The sequence below is a fragment of the Paenibacillus sp. VTT E-133291 genome (genome assembly GCF_002264395.1).
In the GTDB taxonomy this organism is placed as follows: Bacteria; Bacillota; Bacilli; order Paenibacillales; family Paenibacillaceae; genus Paenibacillus_AQ; species Paenibacillus_AQ nitricinens.
In genome coordinates this window covers 14,839-34,436 of the sequence record NZ_NFVA01000018.1, presented here as the reverse complement: position 1 = coordinate 34,436, position 19,598 = coordinate 14,839, and the positions used below count along the sequence as shown (strand labels likewise).

Annotated in this window: 18 protein-coding genes and 1 other RNA gene; 15 read left to right on the top strand and 4 right to left on the bottom strand. The window is 44.3% G+C overall.

The features are described 5' to 3' along the window. Positions 1 to 3 precede the first annotated feature (3 nt). Positions 4 to 419, top strand: an RNA gene (gene rnpB / locus CA598_RS10335) — RNase P RNA component class A. Positions 420 to 952: 533 nt separating this feature from the next. On the opposite strand, the gene CA598_RS10325 is transcribed toward rnpB, so the two are convergent. Further along, a complete protein-coding gene (locus CA598_RS10325) occupies positions 953 to 2,173 on the bottom strand; it encodes an aminotransferase-like domain-containing protein (protein ID WP_094870328.1) in 1,221 nt (406 codons plus the stop codon). A 93-nt stretch (positions 2,174 to 2,266) separates the two neighbouring features. Here CA598_RS10325 and pdxR point away from each other — a divergent pair, with 93 nt between their 5' ends. After that, a complete protein-coding gene (gene pdxR / locus CA598_RS10320) occupies positions 2,267 to 3,706 on the top strand; it encodes a MocR-like pyridoxine biosynthesis transcription factor PdxR (RefSeq protein WP_094870329.1) in 1,440 nt (479 codons plus the stop codon). 3 nt (positions 3,707 to 3,709) lie between these two features. Here pdxR and CA598_RS10315 read toward each other — a convergent pair whose 3' ends face one another. Next, positions 3,710 to 5,650: a S8 family peptidase gene (locus CA598_RS10315; protein ID WP_094876450.1), complete on the bottom strand. Its 1,941-nt coding sequence runs from the start codon at positions 5,648 to 5,650 to the stop codon at positions 3,710 to 3,712. Positions 5,651 to 5,959: 309 nt separating this feature from the next. Here CA598_RS10315 and CA598_RS10310 point away from each other — a divergent pair, with 309 nt between their 5' ends. From CA598_RS10310 to thiI, 6 genes are all read left to right on the top strand, one after another. Then, positions 5,960 to 6,457, top strand: coding sequence for a YpuI family protein (locus CA598_RS10310; protein WP_042190914.1), 498 nt, complete (start codon positions 5,960 to 5,962; stop codon positions 6,455 to 6,457). Between the two features lie 241 nt (positions 6,458 to 6,698). After that, positions 6,699 to 6,920, top strand: coding sequence for a DUF1540 domain-containing protein (locus CA598_RS10305; protein ID WP_042190912.1), 222 nt, complete (start codon positions 6,699 to 6,701; stop codon positions 6,918 to 6,920). A gap of 12 nt (positions 6,921 to 6,932) precedes the next feature. Next, positions 6,933 to 7,346, top strand: coding sequence for a DUF5353 domain-containing protein (locus CA598_RS10300; RefSeq protein ID WP_256990450.1), 414 nt, complete (start codon positions 6,933 to 6,935; stop codon positions 7,344 to 7,346). A 182-nt stretch (positions 7,347 to 7,528) separates the two neighbouring features. After that, positions 7,529 to 8,239, top strand: coding sequence for a lytic transglycosylase domain-containing protein (locus CA598_RS10295; RefSeq protein ID WP_094876449.1), 711 nt, complete (start codon positions 7,529 to 7,531; stop codon positions 8,237 to 8,239). 127 nt (positions 8,240 to 8,366) lie between these two features. After that, a complete protein-coding gene (locus CA598_RS10290) occupies positions 8,367 to 9,518 on the top strand; it encodes a cysteine desulfurase family protein (protein WP_094876448.1) in 1,152 nt (383 codons plus the stop codon). Between the two features lie 3 nt (positions 9,519 to 9,521). Further along, entirely contained in the window at positions 9,522 to 10,808 is a 1,287-nt protein-coding gene (gene thiI, locus CA598_RS10285; RefSeq protein ID WP_179283637.1) for a tRNA uracil 4-sulfurtransferase ThiI, read from the top strand. A 37-nt stretch (positions 10,809 to 10,845) separates the two neighbouring features. Here thiI and CA598_RS10280 read toward each other — a convergent pair whose 3' ends face one another. Beyond that, entirely contained in the window at positions 10,846 to 11,538 is a 693-nt protein-coding gene (locus CA598_RS10280; protein ID WP_094876447.1) for a TerC family protein, read from the bottom strand. A 173-nt stretch (positions 11,539 to 11,711) separates the two neighbouring features. Between CA598_RS10280 and CA598_RS10275 the strand changes: the two genes are divergently transcribed. The 6 genes from CA598_RS10275 to CA598_RS10250 all read left to right on the top strand — a co-directional run bounded on the left by CA598_RS10275 (position 11,712) and on the right by CA598_RS10250 (position 17,272). After that, positions 11,712 to 12,371: a TerC family protein gene (locus CA598_RS10275; RefSeq protein WP_094870334.1), complete on the top strand. Its 660-nt coding sequence runs from the start codon at positions 11,712 to 11,714 to the stop codon at positions 12,369 to 12,371. A gap of 183 nt (positions 12,372 to 12,554) precedes the next feature. Then, positions 12,555 to 13,064: a hypothetical protein gene (locus tag CA598_RS10270; protein ID WP_094876446.1), complete on the top strand. Its 510-nt coding sequence runs from the start codon at positions 12,555 to 12,557 to the stop codon at positions 13,062 to 13,064. Between the two features lie 206 nt (positions 13,065 to 13,270). Then, positions 13,271 to 15,112 carry a translational GTPase TypA gene (gene typA, locus CA598_RS10265; RefSeq protein WP_042190900.1) on the top strand — a complete coding sequence of 614 codons (1,842 nt, stop codon included), beginning with the start codon at positions 13,271 to 13,273 and terminating at the stop codon, positions 15,110 to 15,112. A gap of 125 nt (positions 15,113 to 15,237) precedes the next feature. Next, complete coding sequence (locus CA598_RS10260; protein ID WP_042190898.1) at positions 15,238 to 15,534, top strand: YlaH-like family protein; 297 nt, start codon at positions 15,238 to 15,240, stop codon at positions 15,532 to 15,534. Between the two features lie 86 nt (positions 15,535 to 15,620). Beyond that, positions 15,621 to 16,718, top strand: a complete 1,098-nt coding sequence (locus CA598_RS10255; protein WP_094876445.1) for an LCP family protein — start codon at positions 15,621 to 15,623, stop codon at positions 16,716 to 16,718. A gap of 101 nt (positions 16,719 to 16,819) precedes the next feature. After that, positions 16,820 to 17,272 carry a PNPOx family protein gene (locus CA598_RS10250; protein ID WP_094876444.1) on the top strand — a complete coding sequence of 151 codons (453 nt, stop codon included), beginning with the start codon at positions 16,820 to 16,822 and terminating at the stop codon, positions 17,270 to 17,272. A 29-nt stretch (positions 17,273 to 17,301) separates the two neighbouring features. Here the strand turns inward: CA598_RS10250 and CA598_RS10245 are convergent, their stop codons facing one another. Beyond that, entirely contained in the window at positions 17,302 to 17,877 is a 576-nt protein-coding gene (locus CA598_RS10245; protein WP_094876443.1) for a YhcN/YlaJ family sporulation lipoprotein, read from the bottom strand. Between the two features lie 105 nt (positions 17,878 to 17,982). Between CA598_RS10245 and CA598_RS10240 the strand changes: the two genes are divergently transcribed. Then, positions 17,983 to 19,314: a PhoH family protein gene (locus CA598_RS10240; RefSeq protein WP_094870338.1), complete on the top strand. Its 1,332-nt coding sequence runs from the start codon at positions 17,983 to 17,985 to the stop codon at positions 19,312 to 19,314. Positions 19,315 to 19,598: the final 284 nt, after the last annotated feature.

Sequence of the window (19,598 nt, the reverse complement as noted above, 5' to 3'; positions counted from 1 at the left end):
CGGAAAGTTTGACAGACAATCGCCGGTGACGTGTAGACGTCACGGGAGGAAAGTCCGGGCTCCATAAGGCAGGATGCTGGATAACGTCCAGTCGGCGCGAGTCGAAGGATAGTGCCACAGAAATGGACCGCCGATGGCCGCCTTAGGGCGGCACAGGCAAGGATGGAACCGAGGTGTAAGAGACCCCGAGGAACGCTGGTGACTTCGTTCCTGGTAAACCCCATCTGGAGCAAGACCTAATGAGACGCAGCAAATTCCTGTATTGGAATAGGCAGCCTTAGCCTGAGGCGCGTCTAGGTTGGTCGCTGGAGCTGTGCAGTAATGTACGGCCTAGATAGATGATTGTCGCTTATGGTGGGAGGGTAGTTCCCGATTGAACCACGACGAGCACAGAACCCGGCTTACGGCAAACTTTCCTAACTGCAACGTTATGATAAACAACAACAACCATACAAGCGGCGGCGTATCTCGGGAAACCGGATCACGTCGCTTTTTTAAAATATAAGAAAGTATAAGATTCATTTTATACATTATCCTTATATTTCTCGCAACGCTTACCATCCTTATAAGGACGCCGAAGGTGTTTATGCTCGTGGCAAGAAGATATGTAGAAAGAGGGAAATGTATAACATGGGTAATTATCAGATTTGCGGGTTCTGCGGACATTTATATGAACGAAACAATAAGAGGATGTGCAATAGTTGTGATGAGATGTATCAGAGAATCAGGCGTATCGTAGAGACTTCACCCGACACGATGGTATTAAATATATCCCTTCAAACAGGGGTAAGTGTCAGTCGAATCATGTCTTTCGTTGAAAATGGATATTTTAGGCTCAATAAAGATAGCATAGAAGTATCTAAGAAGTAAATTACGCTAAGCATGGCTGAGAAATAAAAATAACCCGGCTTCCTAATCCCATACAGGATGAAGAATCCGGGTTTTGTCATGCTTATGAACGAATGCCGGCCTGACTCTCCCGCCATTGTACCAACGCCTTCTCCAGACGCTGAACAGCAACGGGTACAAGCTTAGGTGGCGTATGGGTGAAATTCAGACGCATCTTATTCTTGTGGGGCTGTGATGAATAGAACACTTCACCGGGAACAAAAGCAACACCGTTCTCTACTGCTAGAGGAAGTAATTCCTTCGTGTTGATCTCTTGGGAAAGTGTTAGCCACAGGAACATACCGCCACGTGGCTCCAGAAAATGAGCGCCTTCCCAGTTCTGCGATCGGAGTTCCGCGGATAAGAGCTTCATTCGAGAATAATATTCTCGTGAGATGACGCGGATATGCTGCTCAATATCGAAATGCAGCAGCAGTTCATCTAAAGCCCGTTGGTCAATGGTGCTAGAATGCAGATCAGCGGCTTGCTTTGCTTTGGCGATGGTCTTGATTAGATTGGAATCGCCGATAATCCAGCCGGTACGAAGGGCAGGGGCTACGATTTTGGAAAAAGTTCCAGTGTAAGCGACACAATAATCGCCGCCATAGCTTCTGTCGATGGATGCTAGTGAGGGTGGATAAAGATCTTTATTCTCCTCAAAGGTTATTTCGCCGTAGGGATTATCCTCCAAGATAAGAACATTGTAGCGGCGGCAGATTTCCACCACTTTCTCACGGCGTTCCTTACTCCAGGTTGCTCCTGAAGGATTGTTGAAGGTCGGAACTGCATATAGGAGTTTGGGCCGTAATTTTTGTATTTGATCTTCCAGGTGATCTGGCAGCATGCCTTGCTCGTCATTATTTATCGTATGAATATCAGCCCGGTAAGAGCCGAGTACCTGTAAAGCTGCTAAATAAGTGGGGGCTTCAACAAGTACAGCATCACCGGGATCAAGTAGTATTTTACATAATAAATCAATGGCTTGCTGGGAACCTGTAGTCAAGATCATCTCAGAAGCTGTAACAGGGATTCCTTGCCGAGTAAGTCTTTCGGCGATTTTATCACGTAGTGGAGTAAAGCCCTCGGTTAATCCGTATTGAAGCACTGAGGTGTCACTGGAGAGTACACGGTTATAAGCGTCTCGTACTGCCTCCAAGGGAAACAAATCCTCCCCAGGCAGCCCGCCTGCAAGTGAAATGATGTCATTGCCCTGTGTAACTTTTAGAATCTCACGAACGGCTGATGATCCTAGATGATTGGCTGCGGTCGAGTATTTGATATCCATAAATGAGTTCTCCACCTTTCAATTTGGTGCTATCATAATAGGAGTACTGTATAACAGTAAAGCGTTGAATATAACAGTGGAGGTGGAGGGTTCATGCACATCGATCTGATTCGCAATAGCAGTAAATCTCTGCCTCATCAAATCAGTGAAACCCTAAGTCAGCGGATCTCATCAGGATTGCTCCAGCAAGGTGTCCGGCTGCCCTCCGTAAGAAGTTTGGCTACAGCTTTGAGAGTAAGCCAGGTTACAGTAAGCAAGGCATACAATGTGCTTGAGAAGCGGGGACTTATTTATTGCAGGCAAGGAAAAGGCTGCTTTGTAGCCGACCCTGAACACACCCGACGTCAGGAAGATGGCCGCTGGCAGGATATATATGATGATTATTTGCCGCGAGCTCAGCTTTGGCGCAATTTTGATTACTCTGAAGTAAAGTATCCCTTTCATATAGCTGCAATTCATAGTGAGTTACTTCCTCTAAAAAATATTGGTGACTCCTTCGCATCTTTAGTTATGCAGCAGCCGGAGCTTATGGCAACCTATGGGAACTTCCAAGGTGATCTGGAGCTGCGAGGAATTATGAGCGATCATTTAAAAACACGTGGAATTGCACTTACTTCCTCTGATGTTATGATCACAAGCGGAACTCAGCAAGGCATTGATCTGGTGGCTCGTACCTTTGTCGGACCTGGGGACACCGTGTATCTTGAGGCTCCTAGTTATACAGGGGCTATAGATGTTTTTGCAGGACGAGGTGCAGAGATGATTTTTGTACCTACGGACAGTGAAGGGATGCGGGTGGATATTCTTACAAGAATGTGTGATCAAAGACCGCCTAAGCTAATTTATACAATCCCTACTTTTCAGAATCCTAGCGGAGTAACCATGAGTATAGCAAGAAGACAACGTCTGCTGGAATTAGCCCGCAGTTACCGTTGTCTTATTGTTGAGGATGATCCATTTAGTGATTTATATTTCCATGCGCCTCCGCCGCCTACGATCAAATCGATGGATTCCGAAGGGCATGTAGTTTATATGAAGAGTTTCAGTAAAGTTATTGCACCCGGCTGCAGAATTGCCTGTGTAGCCGCTGGTGGGAATATTCTGTCACGGCTTATCGCCGCGAAGTCCGCAAGTGATTTAGGGAGTCCGCTGCTCACACAAAGGGCGGTATTGCCATTCATAGCGGGCAAGTATGAAGCCTATGCTGCTCAGTTACGAGTTACACTCCGTGCACGTATGGAAAAGGCGGCGAAGCTTCTGAAGCTTTACGCGCCGCCTGGAGTAAAATATATTCTCCCAGAGGGTGGTCTTAACCTCTGGCTGGAGTTGCCGGCTTCCCCTGATATCGGAAGGCTACATGAGCTGGCCGAACAGGAGAGCATTTCTTTTTTACCGGGTGATGTTTGTTACTCCGCGGAGACCCCTTCCCGGTATATCCGTTTATGTTATTCACAAATGAATGAAACAGATATGGAGGAAGGCTTACGATTATTTCTCCGTTTGCTTGGTAGATTTTTGCAGAGTGGTGGCTAGGTGTTACTTAGAGTTACTTAATCTTTGTTTCAAATGATTCATTTGCTTTTGTACATGCTGTGGCCATAGCTGAAGGGGAACCTGATTGCCGCTAGCGGCTTGCAGGGTTTTGTAGATATCGACCTGACCCCAGCCAAAATATTTGTCATGCCCGGGAGTACCTAAATCAACAGCATTTTTGGTCATAAGATCCATAACTTCCGTATTCGTCAGATTCGGATTTAGTGAACGCACCAGACCCGCTAGCGCAGCGACATGAGGACTGGCCATCGATGTACCGGATAAAGCGGCATACTGGCTATCTGGGTAAGTGCTTGCTATACTTTCTCCGGGCGCTGCGACATCAATATAATCGCCGTAGTTGGAGAAGGAAGCTTTTTCCCCTGAAGCATTTGTTGCAGCTACTGCAATCACTTCGGGATACGCAGCAGGAAATCCTGGTCGTTCTGTATTATCGTTGCCAGCAGCAGATACGAGGACGATATCTCGGTCGTAGGCATATTTGATCGCGTCATGAAGAAACTGGGAATCCGCATAGTTCCCTAAACTTAAGTTTATGACTTTCGCACCGTTGTCCGCTGCCCAAATGATTCCTTCTGCAACAGAATAAGTGGTACCTGCTCCTGAATTATCAAGTGCTTTTACCGGAAGGATCTTGTTATACCAGCTGATTCCAGCTACTCCCTCTCCGTTATTGACCAGGGCGCCTATAATTCCAGATACATGTGTGCCATGTCCTACATCATCTTCTGGAGTGGAACCATTGGTAATCGCGTTATACCCTGTCAAAAGCTTCCCCTTCAAATCAGGATGATTGATCTGGACTCCGGTGTCCACTACGGCCACGATCACTTCTTTACTTCCCTTAGAGAGATTCCAGCCCAGCTCCGTTTCGATCGCCGGCAAATTCCATTGATAGGTGGAGAATAACATGTCATTTGGAGTAACGGTTCCCTCTGCGTTTTTAGATATCGTGTCATTGGTTAAATACATATAGTGAGGCTCCGTATATTCGGGGTGCCATTTATTGGTGAAATAGTCTTTGAGCTCATAATAAGTCAGCTTCTCTGAACGGAAAATATAGGCATACCCAAGCTTACGTGGCTTTTTGCCGTTGATATCAGCGGTTATTGTTTGAAGCTGCCCCGGCGTAGGGGAGTTATTGCGGAAACGGACGACAATTTCATTCTCATAAAAATGGCTGGCGTTTTCGTTATCATGACCGGTCTTAACGGTAATATCTTTTAAATTATCGGTATGGACGGATTCTACACGGTACTTCCCTTCCTTTGGATAAGGGATGAGCCGAAGGTTCTTCAGCTGATGGTCTGCCACACGACCAAGCACCTTTTGGTTAATAAGTGCAATGATGCCTATATTTTTTTCTTTGTTCCGCTGAGCGATAAAGTAATATTTCTCTTTACCGATTGTAAAGGTTGGAGATTCATAGGATTGATGACCATGGATCGCTGATTTCGCCGTCTTAAGATATTTTTGCAGCTGCTGATTCTCCTGTTCGGTTCCTTGAGGAAATGAAGAGGACTTAAAGGTTTCCGTTTTATGCTTGCGAAAATCAATCCACATAAGCATAGTGATAAATCCGTGGTTCTGCTGCAACCGTTTCGCATACACTGATTTATCATGAAGCGAAGACATTCCATCCGTTTCAGAGAGGAGCTTAGTCAAATGTCTGCTGACATCCACTCTATTCAGATGATCCGTCGCATCAACATCTTGAGATAAGGAGCTTTTCTTTAATGATTTTTCCTGTGATGGGTTTGGTGCTGAATGTAGGGCTGAAGTTGGAGCAGGATTTGGTACAGCAACATTAGCGACTTCTCTGGTCGTCGTCCCATTAGTGGCAGGACGTAGTGCAAAGGTAAGCAATACAACTGTGAACGCAGCTGTTACTAAACCTGCAACCGTTAGATTTTTACGTGACATGATTTCCGCTCCTCTACGCATTGTAATGGCTATAGGTTTAGAAGAGAGCGTATGTTTTATGCATCTTAGAAAAGGATACCTTCCAAACGTTTTTTATGATAATATCAGAGAGAATAAGCATCTTGAGTTCGCATCCTGATATTGCAGGAGATACGTCGATAGATGTTCTTTTAATTTTCAGAAGGTTAGACTTCTCTGTGTTTGCATCCTGATATTGCAAGAATAAAGAGATATGTCTAAAGACTATTTCTTCATAAGATTAACTTTATTGACTACAAGAGCAGGGAATAATAAGGGGGAGCAACCGCCATGTCAGCAGCCAATGTGCAGAAATTATGTGAATCGACGAGAGACAAACTTAAAGATGTAATTGATAAGATGGAGATTTTTCTGAACGAGCATGCATTGCCTCAGCTTGTAACAGAAGATGATGAAGAAACTGTACAATTTTATCAAGGATTTCTGTCCGATGTTCGTCATCTGTTAGTGTTCTCGGAAATGTCTTATGAGAAGCTGGGAGTTGCGCTGCGTCGTGCTACATTCGATGAATCTTTTGCGCAGAAAGCGCTTTATAATGTATATCACTATGGCGTGAATAACTTCTTCTATCCAAAGAACGAAAGCTATTCTGAAGATGGACGTTATGCTTATACTGGACAGGATGCTATCCGTTTCCGTAAAAAGCCAGTTCGTCCGGCTCGTGATATCATTCTAGAAATTACCAAGACCTATGAAGAGCTACGCGATGACCTTACTTATTATGAAAACGACTATTTGACTGAGAAACGTATGCAAAATCAGGTTTAACAGTTAACTAATTCCTGTAAAGGATCAGCACTTCGTCAATTTATAATGACGAGGGCTGATCCTTTTTTGACGTATTTAGAATTTATATATTTGGGGCCCCCATAAAGTACCTGAGTACGCATCGAAGCAGCCCCCCCCACTTTGTGGGGATATTTTGCGTGGGCATCGTTACATCAACTGGAAACTGTCCTGTCGAATAGGGGGTAAATCGTGCGGACATAATGAAGCCGAGGTGATAAATATGTCGAGTGTAAAGCCATTAGTCAAATGCAGTGTAAGCAATTGTCATTATTGGGGCGAGCATAATTTATGCCGGGCAGAAGAAATTATTATTGAGATCGACAAGCACGCAGGTAGTGGATTTAAAGAAGAATATGCTGAAGAAATGACGAATGAAGGTCACCACGATCAAGTCGCAACATCGTCTGCAACATGCTGTTTAACATTTAAGCCGAACTCCTAGGAGGCCGCCCTAATGGACAGAGAAAAGGAACATGAATCAAGTTCATCAAATGGACCATCCGGTCCGAGAAAAGTTATTTTGCGTCCGCGCAGAGTAGACTATCCACGCCGGGACAGAGAACATCAAGAGGAATATGCTGCAGAGGTGAATCCGGTTTCGATGCCGATCCGGGATACAACACCACGTGTGGCGAGTGAAACTAAGGAGAATGAAGAGGAATATAGTGGAAGCAAAGCGATGGGTTATACTGGGCTTGCTATGGGTATTGCCTCCTTGTTTCTCTGGTCCATCATTCTTGGGCCCATTTCAGTTGTGATTGGTTATTATGCATATGCCAAGGAGCAAAAAACGCTTGGGGCATGGGCGATGGGCTTAGGGATTGTATCCACACTTAGTTACTTTGTGATGATACCCTTTGCTCGTTAAAAATGAACTGGTAAGTTTGAATTATAACAGGCTTTAGACCTAAATATCAGGGTCTGAAGTCTGTTTTTCATTCCAGCATATAGCAATAATCTCGGATAAAATGTAATATTAAGCCGTAATTCATCGAAATCTAAGGTTAGACCAATAGATATGATTCAACAGGATCAAAGGAGTGCGCCGGTATGGAGATTAATCCCGCTGTAACCAATGGGTTAGGGCAGCTTAAATGGGTAAGCTTAAAGAGTGCAACCGACAAAAGTAGCTCAGCGAATGAAACGGAAAGATCGGGCGCGTCGGCCTCTCAATTTGCAGCTATGCTTCAAGCTTTATCTTCTAACTCCTCTAATGACGGGGATACAAACTTCTTGACGTCACTTCCGGATGCATCCTATGTAAGTAGCCTGTTATGGCAACAGATCGGCGGAACAGCTGAAAACATCGACAGTGTAATTTCCGGGGAAATAACGGATACTAAACCAACAAGCTATGATGATCTGATTCAAACGGCAAGTGCTAAGTATGGGGTGCCAGTCGATTTGATAAAAGCTGTGATTGATACAGAATCTTCCTTTAATCCAAATGTTGTCTCTTCGGCTGGTGCTAAAGGATTAATGCAATTAATGGATGGAACAGCACGTGGTTTAGGGGTTTCTGATTCATTCGATCCTGCTCAAAATATTGATGGTGGTGTACGCTATCTGTCTTATCAGTTGAAGCGATTTGACGGACAGGAAAAGATGGCATTAGCAGCTTATAATGCAGGGCCTGGAAGGGTAATTAATCTAGGGGTAAGCAATGATCAGGAATTATTGGAGAAACTTACACTGCTCCCAAAAGAGACGCAGTCTTATCTCACTAAAATAGAACGCGCTCGCGCGGAATACGCTGTATAATAAAAAGGATCAAACGGGTAGTTCCCTTAAACCACATGCTGGTATTTGGGATCACCGTTTGATCCTTTTTCAAAATTTAAAAAAGAATGATTCTGTACTTTAAAGAAGTAAAGGAGACAATCGATATATGCTTTACTGGGATTATGCCGCCGCCACACCACCCTATGAAGACGTGGTGAAGACGATGGAACAAATTATGAAGCTGCATTATGCTAACCCTTCCTCCTTACACCGCGCCGGTAATGAGGCGGCAAAGCTGATTAGGCGCTCACGAGAAGTATGCGCGGCTGCGTTATCTGTACAACCAAAGGAGATCCTATTTACATCTGGGGCTACGGAGAGTAACAATTTGGCCATTAAAGGTGCTGCTTTGCAATATCAGTCAAGAGGACGTCATCTGATAACTACGGAAATAGAACATCCCTCTGTGTATGAAAGTTGTCTGCAGCTGCAGCGAAATGGCTGGGAGATTACTTTTGTAGCGCCTGACAGCACTGGAATGATTGATCCAGAGCGAGTGGCTGCTGCAGTACGGCGTGATACCGTACTCGTAAGTGTGATGCATGTAAATAATGAAATTGGAACAGTACAGCCGCTAATGGATATTGGCAGGCTAATTAAATCCGTAAATCCACGAACTTTATTTCATGTGGATGGCGTTCAGGGATATGGTAAGCTTGCTGTTGACCTTAAAGGATGGAAAGCGGATCTTTACAGCTTGTCTCCTCATAAAATCCGAGGTCCTCGCGGAGCGGGGCTTCTCTATATTAAAGAAGGAATTCAACTGTTTCCCTTACTTTCAGGTGGTTCTCATGAAGAGGGACTACGTGCCGGAACTGAGAATGTACCTGCAATTGTTGCCTCTTCCAAAGCAGTGCGGATGAGTGGTGAACAACGCGAATCCTTCCATGCCCGAGTATTGGCACTTCGAAATCGACTGTTACGCTTCTTGCACAGCGTTCCTGAATTTGTTATAAACAGCAGAGAGGATGGAGCCCCTCATATTGTGCATTTCTCATATCCTGGCATGAAAGGGGAAGTGTTCGCCCGTAAGCTGGAGGAACTGGGGATGGCTGTTTCTACCCGATCGGCTTGCTCCTCCCGGCTGGCAGAACCTAGTCGTGTTCTATTGTCTATGGGGAAAGATATCTCTGTAGCTTCAGGAGGCATCCGCATCAGTTTCGGTGATAGTCATACTGAAGAAGATGTCGCGGCGCTTGAGAAAGCACTAATTACTGCGGTACGAGCTTTAAAGATTGCTGAAGGAGGTATGAAGTAACTAATGAGTGTGATAAATCAGGAATCTGCTAAAGGCAGTGCCAATAGTATTGATTATGCCGATATGCTGCTTTTGCGTTTCGGAGAGTTTATATTAAAGGGCAAGAACCGTGCCAGATTTGAGAAAACGGTACTACGTCATGTGAAAGAAATGATTAAGCCTTATCCAAAGGTGATTCTAACCAAAGAGTTTGGAAGAATTTACGTGGAGCTGAATGGAGAACCTGCGACCCCATTGGTAGAAGCGCTGAAGAATGTATTCGGAATCGCTTCTGTCAGTCCGGTTAAGGTGGCCAAGTCAGAGCTCGAGGATATTGTGGCTGTCGGCCGTCATTTTTTGGAGATCATCGCGCCTGCACCGGGAACTACATTTAAAGTTAATGCACGCCGGGTATGGAAAGAGTTCCCATATGGCTCCATGGAGATGAATAAGCTAGTTTCGACACCCCTGCTGCAAGGCTATTCCGGACTTATTGTGGATGTAAAGTCACCTCAATTGGAGCTGAAGGTCGAAATTCGTCAAGGCCATACTTATATATTCTGCGAAAATATTGCAGGTGTTGGTGGATTTCCGCTAGGTACGAATGGAAAAGCGATGTTATTGCTGTCCGGAGGTATTGATAGTCCTGTAGCCGGCTGGTCATCCATGCGTCGTGGACTCGAGGTGGAGTGTGTTCACTTCTATAGTTATCCTTATACAAGTGAGCTTGCCCGGCAAAAGGTGGTTGATCTTACGCGGGTATTGTCACGATATGCGGGAGTCATCAAGCTACATTTAGTACCCTTTACAGAGGTGCAGACGTCTTTTACTGGAATTGGTCAGGATAATCTGATTATTACATTGATGCGTCGAGCGATGCTGAGAATTACTACACAGCTTGCTGAACGTGAGGGGGCACTCGCGATCGTAACCGGTGAAAGTCTTGGGCAGGTCGCTAGCCAGACGCTATCAAGCATGAACGTGATCGGCCGTGCTACACAACTTCCTCTACTGCGTCCGCTGGTAATGATGGACAAAAGTGATATTGTGGAGCTGTCTAAGAATATCGGTACCTATGATTTATCTATCCTTCCTTATGAGGATTGCTGCACTTTATTTGTACCAAAATCACCTGCAACGAACCCGAATTTACGGATTGTAGATAAGATTGAAGCTACGCTTCCTGGATATGCTGCATTGCTGGAAGCAGCGATCGGAGCCACGGAGACTGTACTGATCACTCCGTATGGAGATGAGAAGCCTAGAGATGTAGTAAGTGCTCAGGCTGGATTACAGGAAGAATGGTTCTAATATTATAAACAAAAGGCTGTCTCGTTCGTAGCAACATCTACGGTTGAGGCAGCTTTTTTGAATTATTATGGCTTGATTGGCGTCTCCAGTGTCCTCCAATTAAGATGCCAACAATGATCACGAATATAAACAGAGCTCTCAATAGTGGATGCTGCTCAAAAAATGGGGATAGCTGCTGCTCATCTGTAATCATGCTTGAGGCTGTAAACCCTAGGACTGCTGAGCCAATATAAATAATCAATGGATATTTGTTGATTAATTTAATAAAAAGAGTACTCCCCCAGACCACAATTGGAACGCTGATTAATAGTCCTATGACAACTAGAGAGATATTGTGCTTAGCGACTCCCGCAATGGCGATGACATTATCCAGTCCCATCGCAGCATCGGCTAGAATGATTGTACCCACAGCAGCCCCTAAGCTTTGACCCGCCTTGATATTCGCTGAATTGTTCTCATCTGTTAACAGCTTATAGGCTATTAGAATAAGTAAAATCCCGCCTGCCAGCAGTAACCAAGGGATTTTTAATAACCATACGACCAGAACCGTTGCGAAAATCCGTAATATGACGGCACCTGCTGTTCCAAGCACAATTGCTTTTTTTTGAGTGCTGTTCGGTAAATTACGTGCAGCAAGCCCGATGACTATGGCATTGTCTCCCGCCAGAATCAGATCTAGGAAAATAATATTGAGCAGTGATAATACAAACTCCCATATGGATGTATTCAAAGCGCAGTCACCCCTAAAATTTGTTAAGATGAGCACGAAGATATGCTTAGTTTTGTATACGCAAAAAAAAGAGCATACATGCTTTTATCCTCAAAAAAAAGTTGGACAGGAAGCATAGCTTGTCACTTCCGGACATACATGTAGTTACATGTGATTCGGGGAGGTAAGAGCGAATGGAATCATTATTGCTCCTTGGTGAAATATTGATGATCAATCTTGTACTGAGTGGAGATAATGCTATGGTCATCGCAATGGCCAGTAAGGACCTTCCGGAGAAGCACCGGAAGACTGCGGTATGGTGGGGAGCTGCGGGAGCCGTTGTTCTGCGCTGCTTGCTTACTTTTGTCGCGGTATTACTGTTGAAAATCCCTTATATCCAGGCTGGAGGAGGAATTTTGCTGCTATGGATTGCGTTCAAGCTGCTGCTGGAAGAAGAGGAGGACCTTAGAGTCGCGGAAACGTCCTCCGTTTGGAAATCCATCCGAACGATTCTCGTGGCTGATTTTATTATGAGTCTTGATAACGTTCTGGCGATTGCCGGTCTAGCCAAAGGGGATTTGGCTTTAATTGTCATCGGGATTGCGCTCAGTATTCCGATTGTAGTATGGGGAAGTGGCCTCATTGTGGGGTGGCTGCATAGATTTCCGATACTCGTATTTATCGGCGCTTATATTTTAGCCTTTACAGCAGGTGATATGATGCTTCAGGATGCAAAATTAGGGACAATGCTCTCTTTTTTACTCCCATCCACACATTCCATACTGCCGATCGCTTTAGGGATATTAGTAGTTGTTACAGGAGCAGTTAAACGAAGAACAACATCATTAGGTTAATAAATTGCAATAAAAGGCAATACTAAAAGGACATCTCCATAAATTGGAATTGTCCTTTTTTTGCGAGGTCAGTGATGGCATTTTGTGTATATTTCAGATAATATGAATGAGAAACCTGTCGTTTTCTGGGTAAGTGAGGACAAGGTAGTGAGGTAGACGTGAATTTGAAGGGATGGGTGAAGGATGTCTTCCAAGAATGACATGAGACTAGGTATATTCATTGTAGCTGCGGGCGTCTTGATTTTATTCGGTAAGCTGGGCGTCTTCGGATTTTTGGGACGTGCCCTTTGGCCGTTAGTGATTTTACTTGCAGGATTAGTTCTACATATGTTATTTTTTAGCCGCCGTGCTTCGGCAACGGTATTGATTCCCGCTGGAATATTAACGGTATATGGTTTACTGTTTGGTCTTTGCAATATATGGGGATGGGGGCTTATGAAATATTTATGGCCTGTGCTTCTGCTTGGCATTGCCGTAGGTCTGTATGAATATTCCATTAATTCTCCAAGACGGACAGGGGGATTATCTGCAATTGCTGTTATATTAGGCGTTCTAAGCATAGCGCTTTGTATTTTCAGTCTCATGGGTACGGGTGTAATCTATCTGATTGGTATTGTATTCATCGCTGCAGGGATTTGGCTGATTACAGGCCGGGGTAGAACTCGTGGCCGAAATAGATGGTATCGAAGTTAATTAATGTTGGATCTTGTGAAAAAAAACGGAATTTGGTAACTGTTTTTTTCATAAAAAGACTTGCTTTTCATAGTGCTTTCACTATAATATTAATGTTATGTTGAAGCGTCGGCTTTCTGCCTGGCGCTTCTTTTGTGAGACTGCCGTGACATGCTAAGAATTTTAACAGTTTTAATTTGATAAATGAGAGGATTTGGATACAAATCATGCATTCAAGAAAAGATATTCGCAACATTGCGATCATTGCCCACGTTGACCATGGCAAAACAACACTCGTCGATCAGCTTCTTCAGCAATCGGGGATCTTCAGCGCACACGAACACGTACAAGAACGCGCTATGGACTCTAACGATATCGAGCGGGAACGCGGAATTACAATCCTAGCTAAAAATACAGCAATTACTTATAAAGAGTTTTTGATCAATATTGTGGATACACCTGGACATGCTGACTTCGGTGGCGAAGTAGAACGGATTATGAAAATGGTTGATGGTGTATTGCTGGTTGTTGATGCTTATGAAGGCTGCATGCCGCAAACGAAATTTGTATTGCGTAAAGCTTTGGAGCAGAAGCTGACTCCAATCGTGGTCGTGAACAAGATTGACCGCCCGGCTGCACGTCCGAAGGAAGTTATTGATGAAGTACTGGATTTGTTCATCGAGCTTGAAGCTAACGATGAACAATTGGAATTCCCAGTAGTTTATGCATCTGCTCTTAACGGAACATCAAGCATGGTCCCTGAGAAGCAAGATGAGACAATGCTTTCACTTTACGAAACAATCGTTGAGCATATCCCAGCTCCAACTGAAAGTGTAGAAGACCCGCTTCAATTCCTCGTAACGTTGATGGATTATAACGAATACTTGGGTCGTATTGCTATTGGCCGTGTAAACCGCGGTGTGATCAAACAAGGTCAATCTGTAACTGTAATTATGCGTGACGGTAAGAGTAAAACCGCACGTATTGAGAAATTGTTCGGGTTCCAAGGTTTAAAACGTATTGAAACAGAAGAAGCGGGCGCAGGGGATATCGTTGCTATCGCAGGGATCAAGGACATTAACATTGGTGAGACCATTGCTGATCCAGCGAATCCAGAAGCATTGCCTGTTCTTAAGATCGACGAGCCAACAATGCAAATGACTTTCCTTGTGAATAACAGTCCTTTTGCTGGTAAAGAAGGTAAATGGGTAACTTCCCGTAAGCTTCGTGAACGTCTCTTTAAAGAACTTGAGACAGATGTGAGTTTGCGTGTGGATGAAACAGATAGTCCTGATGCATTTATCGTTTCTGGACGCGGTGAGCTTCACCTTGGTATTCTGATCGAGAATATGCGTCGTGAAGGTTATGAAATGCAAGTTTCTAAACCACAAGTAATCATTAAAGAAATCGATGGTGTTAAATCGGAGCCACTTGAGCGTCTTATGATTGACATTCCAGAAGAAAGCATGGGCTCTGTTATGGAAAGTCTGGGCACTCGCAAAGCCGAAATGGTCAACATGATTAACAACGGTACGGGTCAAGTACGTCTGGAGTTCCTGATTCCTGCACGTGGTTTGATTGGTTACAACACTTACTTCTTGACTTTGACACGCGGTTACGGCGTTATGAACCATGCTTTTGACAGCTATGCTCCACTGGTTGCTGGTCAAGTTGGCGGACGTCATCAAGGTGTGCTTGTTGCCAGTGAGACTGGATCAACAACACAATATGGAATAGTGGGCGTTGAGGATCGTGGTATTCTCTTCTTGGATGCAGGTACAGAAATTTATGAAGGTATGATCGTAGGCGAGCATACCCGTGATAACGATATTATCGTTAACATCTGTAGAGAAAAAGCACTTACCAACATGCGTACCTCAGGTAAGGATGATACTGTAAAAATGAAGACACCACGTACCTTCTCTTTGGAAGGCGCACTTGAATATTTGAATGATGATGAATATTGTGAAATCACACCTAAATCCATTCGTTTGCGCAAAAAGATTCTGAACAAAGGCGAACGCGAACGTGTAGAGAAGCAACGTAAAATGGCACAAGCAAACGCGTAAGATCAGCTTATCATAGTAAAGAGCCGTCGGAGGTTTAACTTTCGGCGGTTTTTTTTATAACAAAAACTTCCCTTACTGATGATATAATGTAAACGTATCTTAAATTTGGGAGGAGTGCGGTATCTATGCAAGTCTGGTTTGCTGAGCATCCAATCGTCGCTTATATTGTTATTTTTATATTGCTTACATTTGTGTATAATCAGGTATTTCGTGTGAATCAAAAGTTATCGATTGGCAAAGAGATTATGCTGTACATAATGATGGCGATCGGTTCCGGCATGCTCCTCATTTTTCAACATGATAAGCTACCGATCATTCAGTGTCTGCTGGTCGCTGTCGGATTAATGCTGATGGTACGGATACGTTATATCGTAGAAGCTCGACAGAAGAGAAAGGCTGCAGCTGCAGCAAAAAGACAGTAATCGAAACTTTTACTGCTTATGGAACGTCTATTTAAGTGTAGCAATTTTTTTAATTCCAAATGAAATGAAGAGGACTTTATTCTACTATGAGTACACGAAACAGCAGTTTACCTCCACGAGCAAGTGGTCAACAACCGAATAATAGAAAACAGCCTGTGAAGGGTGCTTCTAAGAAAAAAAAGAAAAAACCGCAAAAGAGAGGCTTTTTTGGCAGATTAGTTAGAATCCTGTTAACCTTACTCATTATTGCGATTCTTGGTGTATTGGGCTACGGGGGCTATCTGTATTGGAAGCTTGAAAATGGGGTCTTTAATGCAGGTAATAAAGGAACGGTTGCTCCAGGGCATTCAGCTACAGAAAAACCACTGACAATGCTTATCCTGGGTACGGATAATAGACCAAAACATCCATCTAGATTAACAGATGTTATTATGGTTGCAGCGCTTAATCCTAAGACAAAATCAGCAACCATTGTCTCTCTTCCACGCGATACCTTAGTTGAGCTCAATGGATACAAGCAAACGAAGATTAACGAATTCTATGCTCGCTTTAAGGGAAAAGAAGATTCCTCTGGTATTTTGGCAGAAGATGAGATGAAGACCATGATGGGGAAATATCTAGATATTGACGTAGATTATACAACGATCCTGGATTTTCAAGGCTTCCGTGATGTGGTGGACGAGCTTGGCGGAGTCAAAGTCAACATTAGCGATAATATGTGTTATACAGACAGCGTAGATGGTACGAATATCAATCTGAAAAAAGGTCCGGCGGAGCTTGATGGAGATAAAGCGCTAGATTATGTGCGATATCGTAAATCTAATTGTAAGCCTAAGACTAAGGCTTCAGATGATTTTGATCGGAACAAACGTCAGAATGAGGTCCTACATTCACTGGTGGATCAGATGCAATCGCTTGGTGGAGTATTAAAAATAGGCAAGGTTCTTGACGCAGTGGACAGTAATATGAAGACTGATATCGAAAATTCGCAGATTAAAGATATGATTGCGACTTATTGGAAGATTTCCAAAGATGATATCGAATTCAAACCCGTGACTGGAACATGGCGAAGTCCGTATGTATATATTAATGATGAGGAGCTTGAGGCGGCCAAGAAAAGCTTGCAGGATCGATTAGCAGGAGTTTCTGCTAGTTCCACTTCAGAATCCACTGAGGCGCCTTAAAGTCCTTAATAACACTTCACCTTAAAATTGAATGCAAGTTTCAGCCTGTGCTATAATATAATAAATCGAATGAATTTACGCCGCATAGGGGGCCAGTACTTATGTCCGAAGCCGTTGCTCAGCTGAACGAAACCTTGTTATCGATGCTGCAATCGGAAACTTTTGTTCTTCTCAACACCGTTGATGCGGAAACAGGAGGTCCAACGTCCACGGCCATTTCGTGGATTTATGCAGTTAGTCCTAGTACTGTGCGTCTGGCTGTAGATCATCGTTCCAGACTCGTGAACAACATGAAGGTTAACCCGTTAGTAACCGTCACTGTGTTCGGTGAGGGTACTGTCTATGCGATTAACGGCAGTGCCGTTGTAAAGCAGGATCCACTTCAGGATGTGCCTTTCAAGATGTGCTGCTTTGATGTTGAAATTATGGCGGTGCGTAACGCGCTTTTTTATGGAGCGCAGCTTGAATCCGCCCCAAGATATGCAAAGGTTTATGATGGACGTGCCGCTGAGAAGCTGGACGGACAAGTATTTGCTGCCATGAAAAAAGCCTAGTGAGAATATCACTGGGCTTTTTTTAACCTCTACTCTGCATTTTTAATCGGTTTAGTATCTTCTGGCAGCTGCGGCATGATTCGACCGATGATATCAGCCAGTTCGGATGAGAATCCGGAAATCGGATGTCCCTGAGAGATATGGCGGCTCATGTCCGCTAAGCGGCTGGAGAGATCCATATCGGCTGTGACAAGTGCACGTACACTTCTCGGGTCTTTGCGGATAGCTTCCGCTACAGAATATTTAATGCTTCCGACACGTGATCGGTCTAGAGAACCTTCTACGTCAAGACCTACAATGGCTACTTTGTTCATGACTACACAGTGTGCGCCATTCACACCAGGAACTCTTTTGGCCAACTGTTCAAAATGATCCTTAAGTGCAATTTCACTTTCGCCCTTAACACTGACGGTGTGACCAGCTTTTGAGGTGGCCTTAGGATTAGTTGCACCATCGTTGGCCAATTGCCGGACCTCATGGTTTCCCGTACCCTTTACAGCATTCGCAGATTGTTTATTCTGAGGAGAGGGTGATGTCTTTTTATTAGCGATACCGCAGCTTGTCAATAGCAGCAGTACCAGCAACAGACATATTGATTTTCTCATATGTGATTACTCCTTTCAGCCAAGATCGTTTCTGTACCTTATCTTTTCCCTTGGCGGAAAGAGTTATGTATGATCAATCAAACCAGGCGCTGTGGAGGGGATAATATGAACAAGATATTTGTGCTAGATACCAACGTGCTTTTGCACGACCCCAATTCGATTTTCTCTTTCAAGGAGCATGAGGTGGTTATTCCAGCAGTTGTGCTGGAAGAAATCGACTCCAAAAAGCGCAACGCTGACGAAATTGGTCGGAATGCCCGCACGGTTTCCCGATTGCTGGATGGACTTCGTGAACTAGGACATCTGCATAGTGGTGTGGAGCTGGAGCATGGAGGCAAGCTGAAGGTAGAACTTAACCATCGCAGTTTTGTGAAAGTACAGGAAATGTTTGGAGAGGTGTCTAACGACAATCGGATTTTGGCTGTAGCGCTCAATTATTTAATTGAAGAGAAAGAGAAGCCTGATCCGCGTCCCGTAGTGCTTGTGAGTAAGGATGTGCTGGTCCGTATAAAAGCGGATGTGCTAGGAATTACACCAGAGGATTATTTATCAGATCGTACTGGGGATTTAAATGAACTTTACACCGGTTACCAATCTTTGCAGGTTCATCCGGCATTGATTGATGAATATTACAGTCACCGTTCTTTAACGGTTAAACAGCTCGCGCTGTCGTACCCGCTCTACCCTCATGAATTTGTGATCCTTAAGGATGAGATAGGCACGGGCAAATCAGCTCTTCTCAAGGTGAATAGTGAGGCAACCCGTCTGGAGCCGCTCTATCTGGGCAATGATTCAGTTTGGGGGATCAGCGCGCGAAATGCTCAACAACGAATGGCATTGGAGCTGCTTCTCAATGATGAAATCCCGCTTGTAACCATTACAGGCAAGGCAGGTACAGGAAAGACATTATTGGCACTTGCTGCCGGACTATTCAAAGTTGAGGATGAGCATAAATACAAAAAACTGCTCATTGCCCGTCCAGTCGTTCCAATGGGGAAAGATATTGGATATTTACCTGGAGAGAAGGATGAGAAGCTCAGACCTTGGATGCAGCCTATTTATGATAATCTGGAGTTCTTGTTCGACACCAAAAAAGCTGGCGATATCGATAAAATATTAATGGGCTTAGGCAGCATACAGGTAGAAGCCTTAACTTATATTCGTGGCCGTTCAATCCCTGCACAGTTCATTATTATTGATGAAGCTCAGAACCTTTCCCGTCATGAAGTGAAGACGATCGTCTCCAGAGCGGGTGAAGGGAGTAAAGTCATTCTTATGGGGGATCCGGAGCAAATCGATCATCCGTATCTGGATGCTGCGAGTAACGGACTTAGCTATATTGTTGAGAAGTTTAAGCAGCAAGGGATTAGCGGACATATTACTTTGGAAAAAGGCGAGCGTTCCCGTCTGGCCCAATTGGCCGCGGATCTTCTCTAACTTATTTTAAATCTCAGCCGGGAGCAGCAGACCTCCCGGCTTTTTCCTGCCGTCCAGAAACGGCGGAGGAGTTTATCAGGTTATGGTTATTAGATGAAGAGCGGAAAGCGAAGGGGGAGGAATTGTTCTGTAGAAGTGCTAGGGTTCGCCTTTGTCTCCGGATTTATACCGCTTAGGAATATCATCCATAAATCTGGGGACAACAGCGATCGGAAGAATAATCCGCACACGGAGCGCCCCTCGCACTCAGAGAATCATGAACGTTTTAAATTTCTCTATCGTTT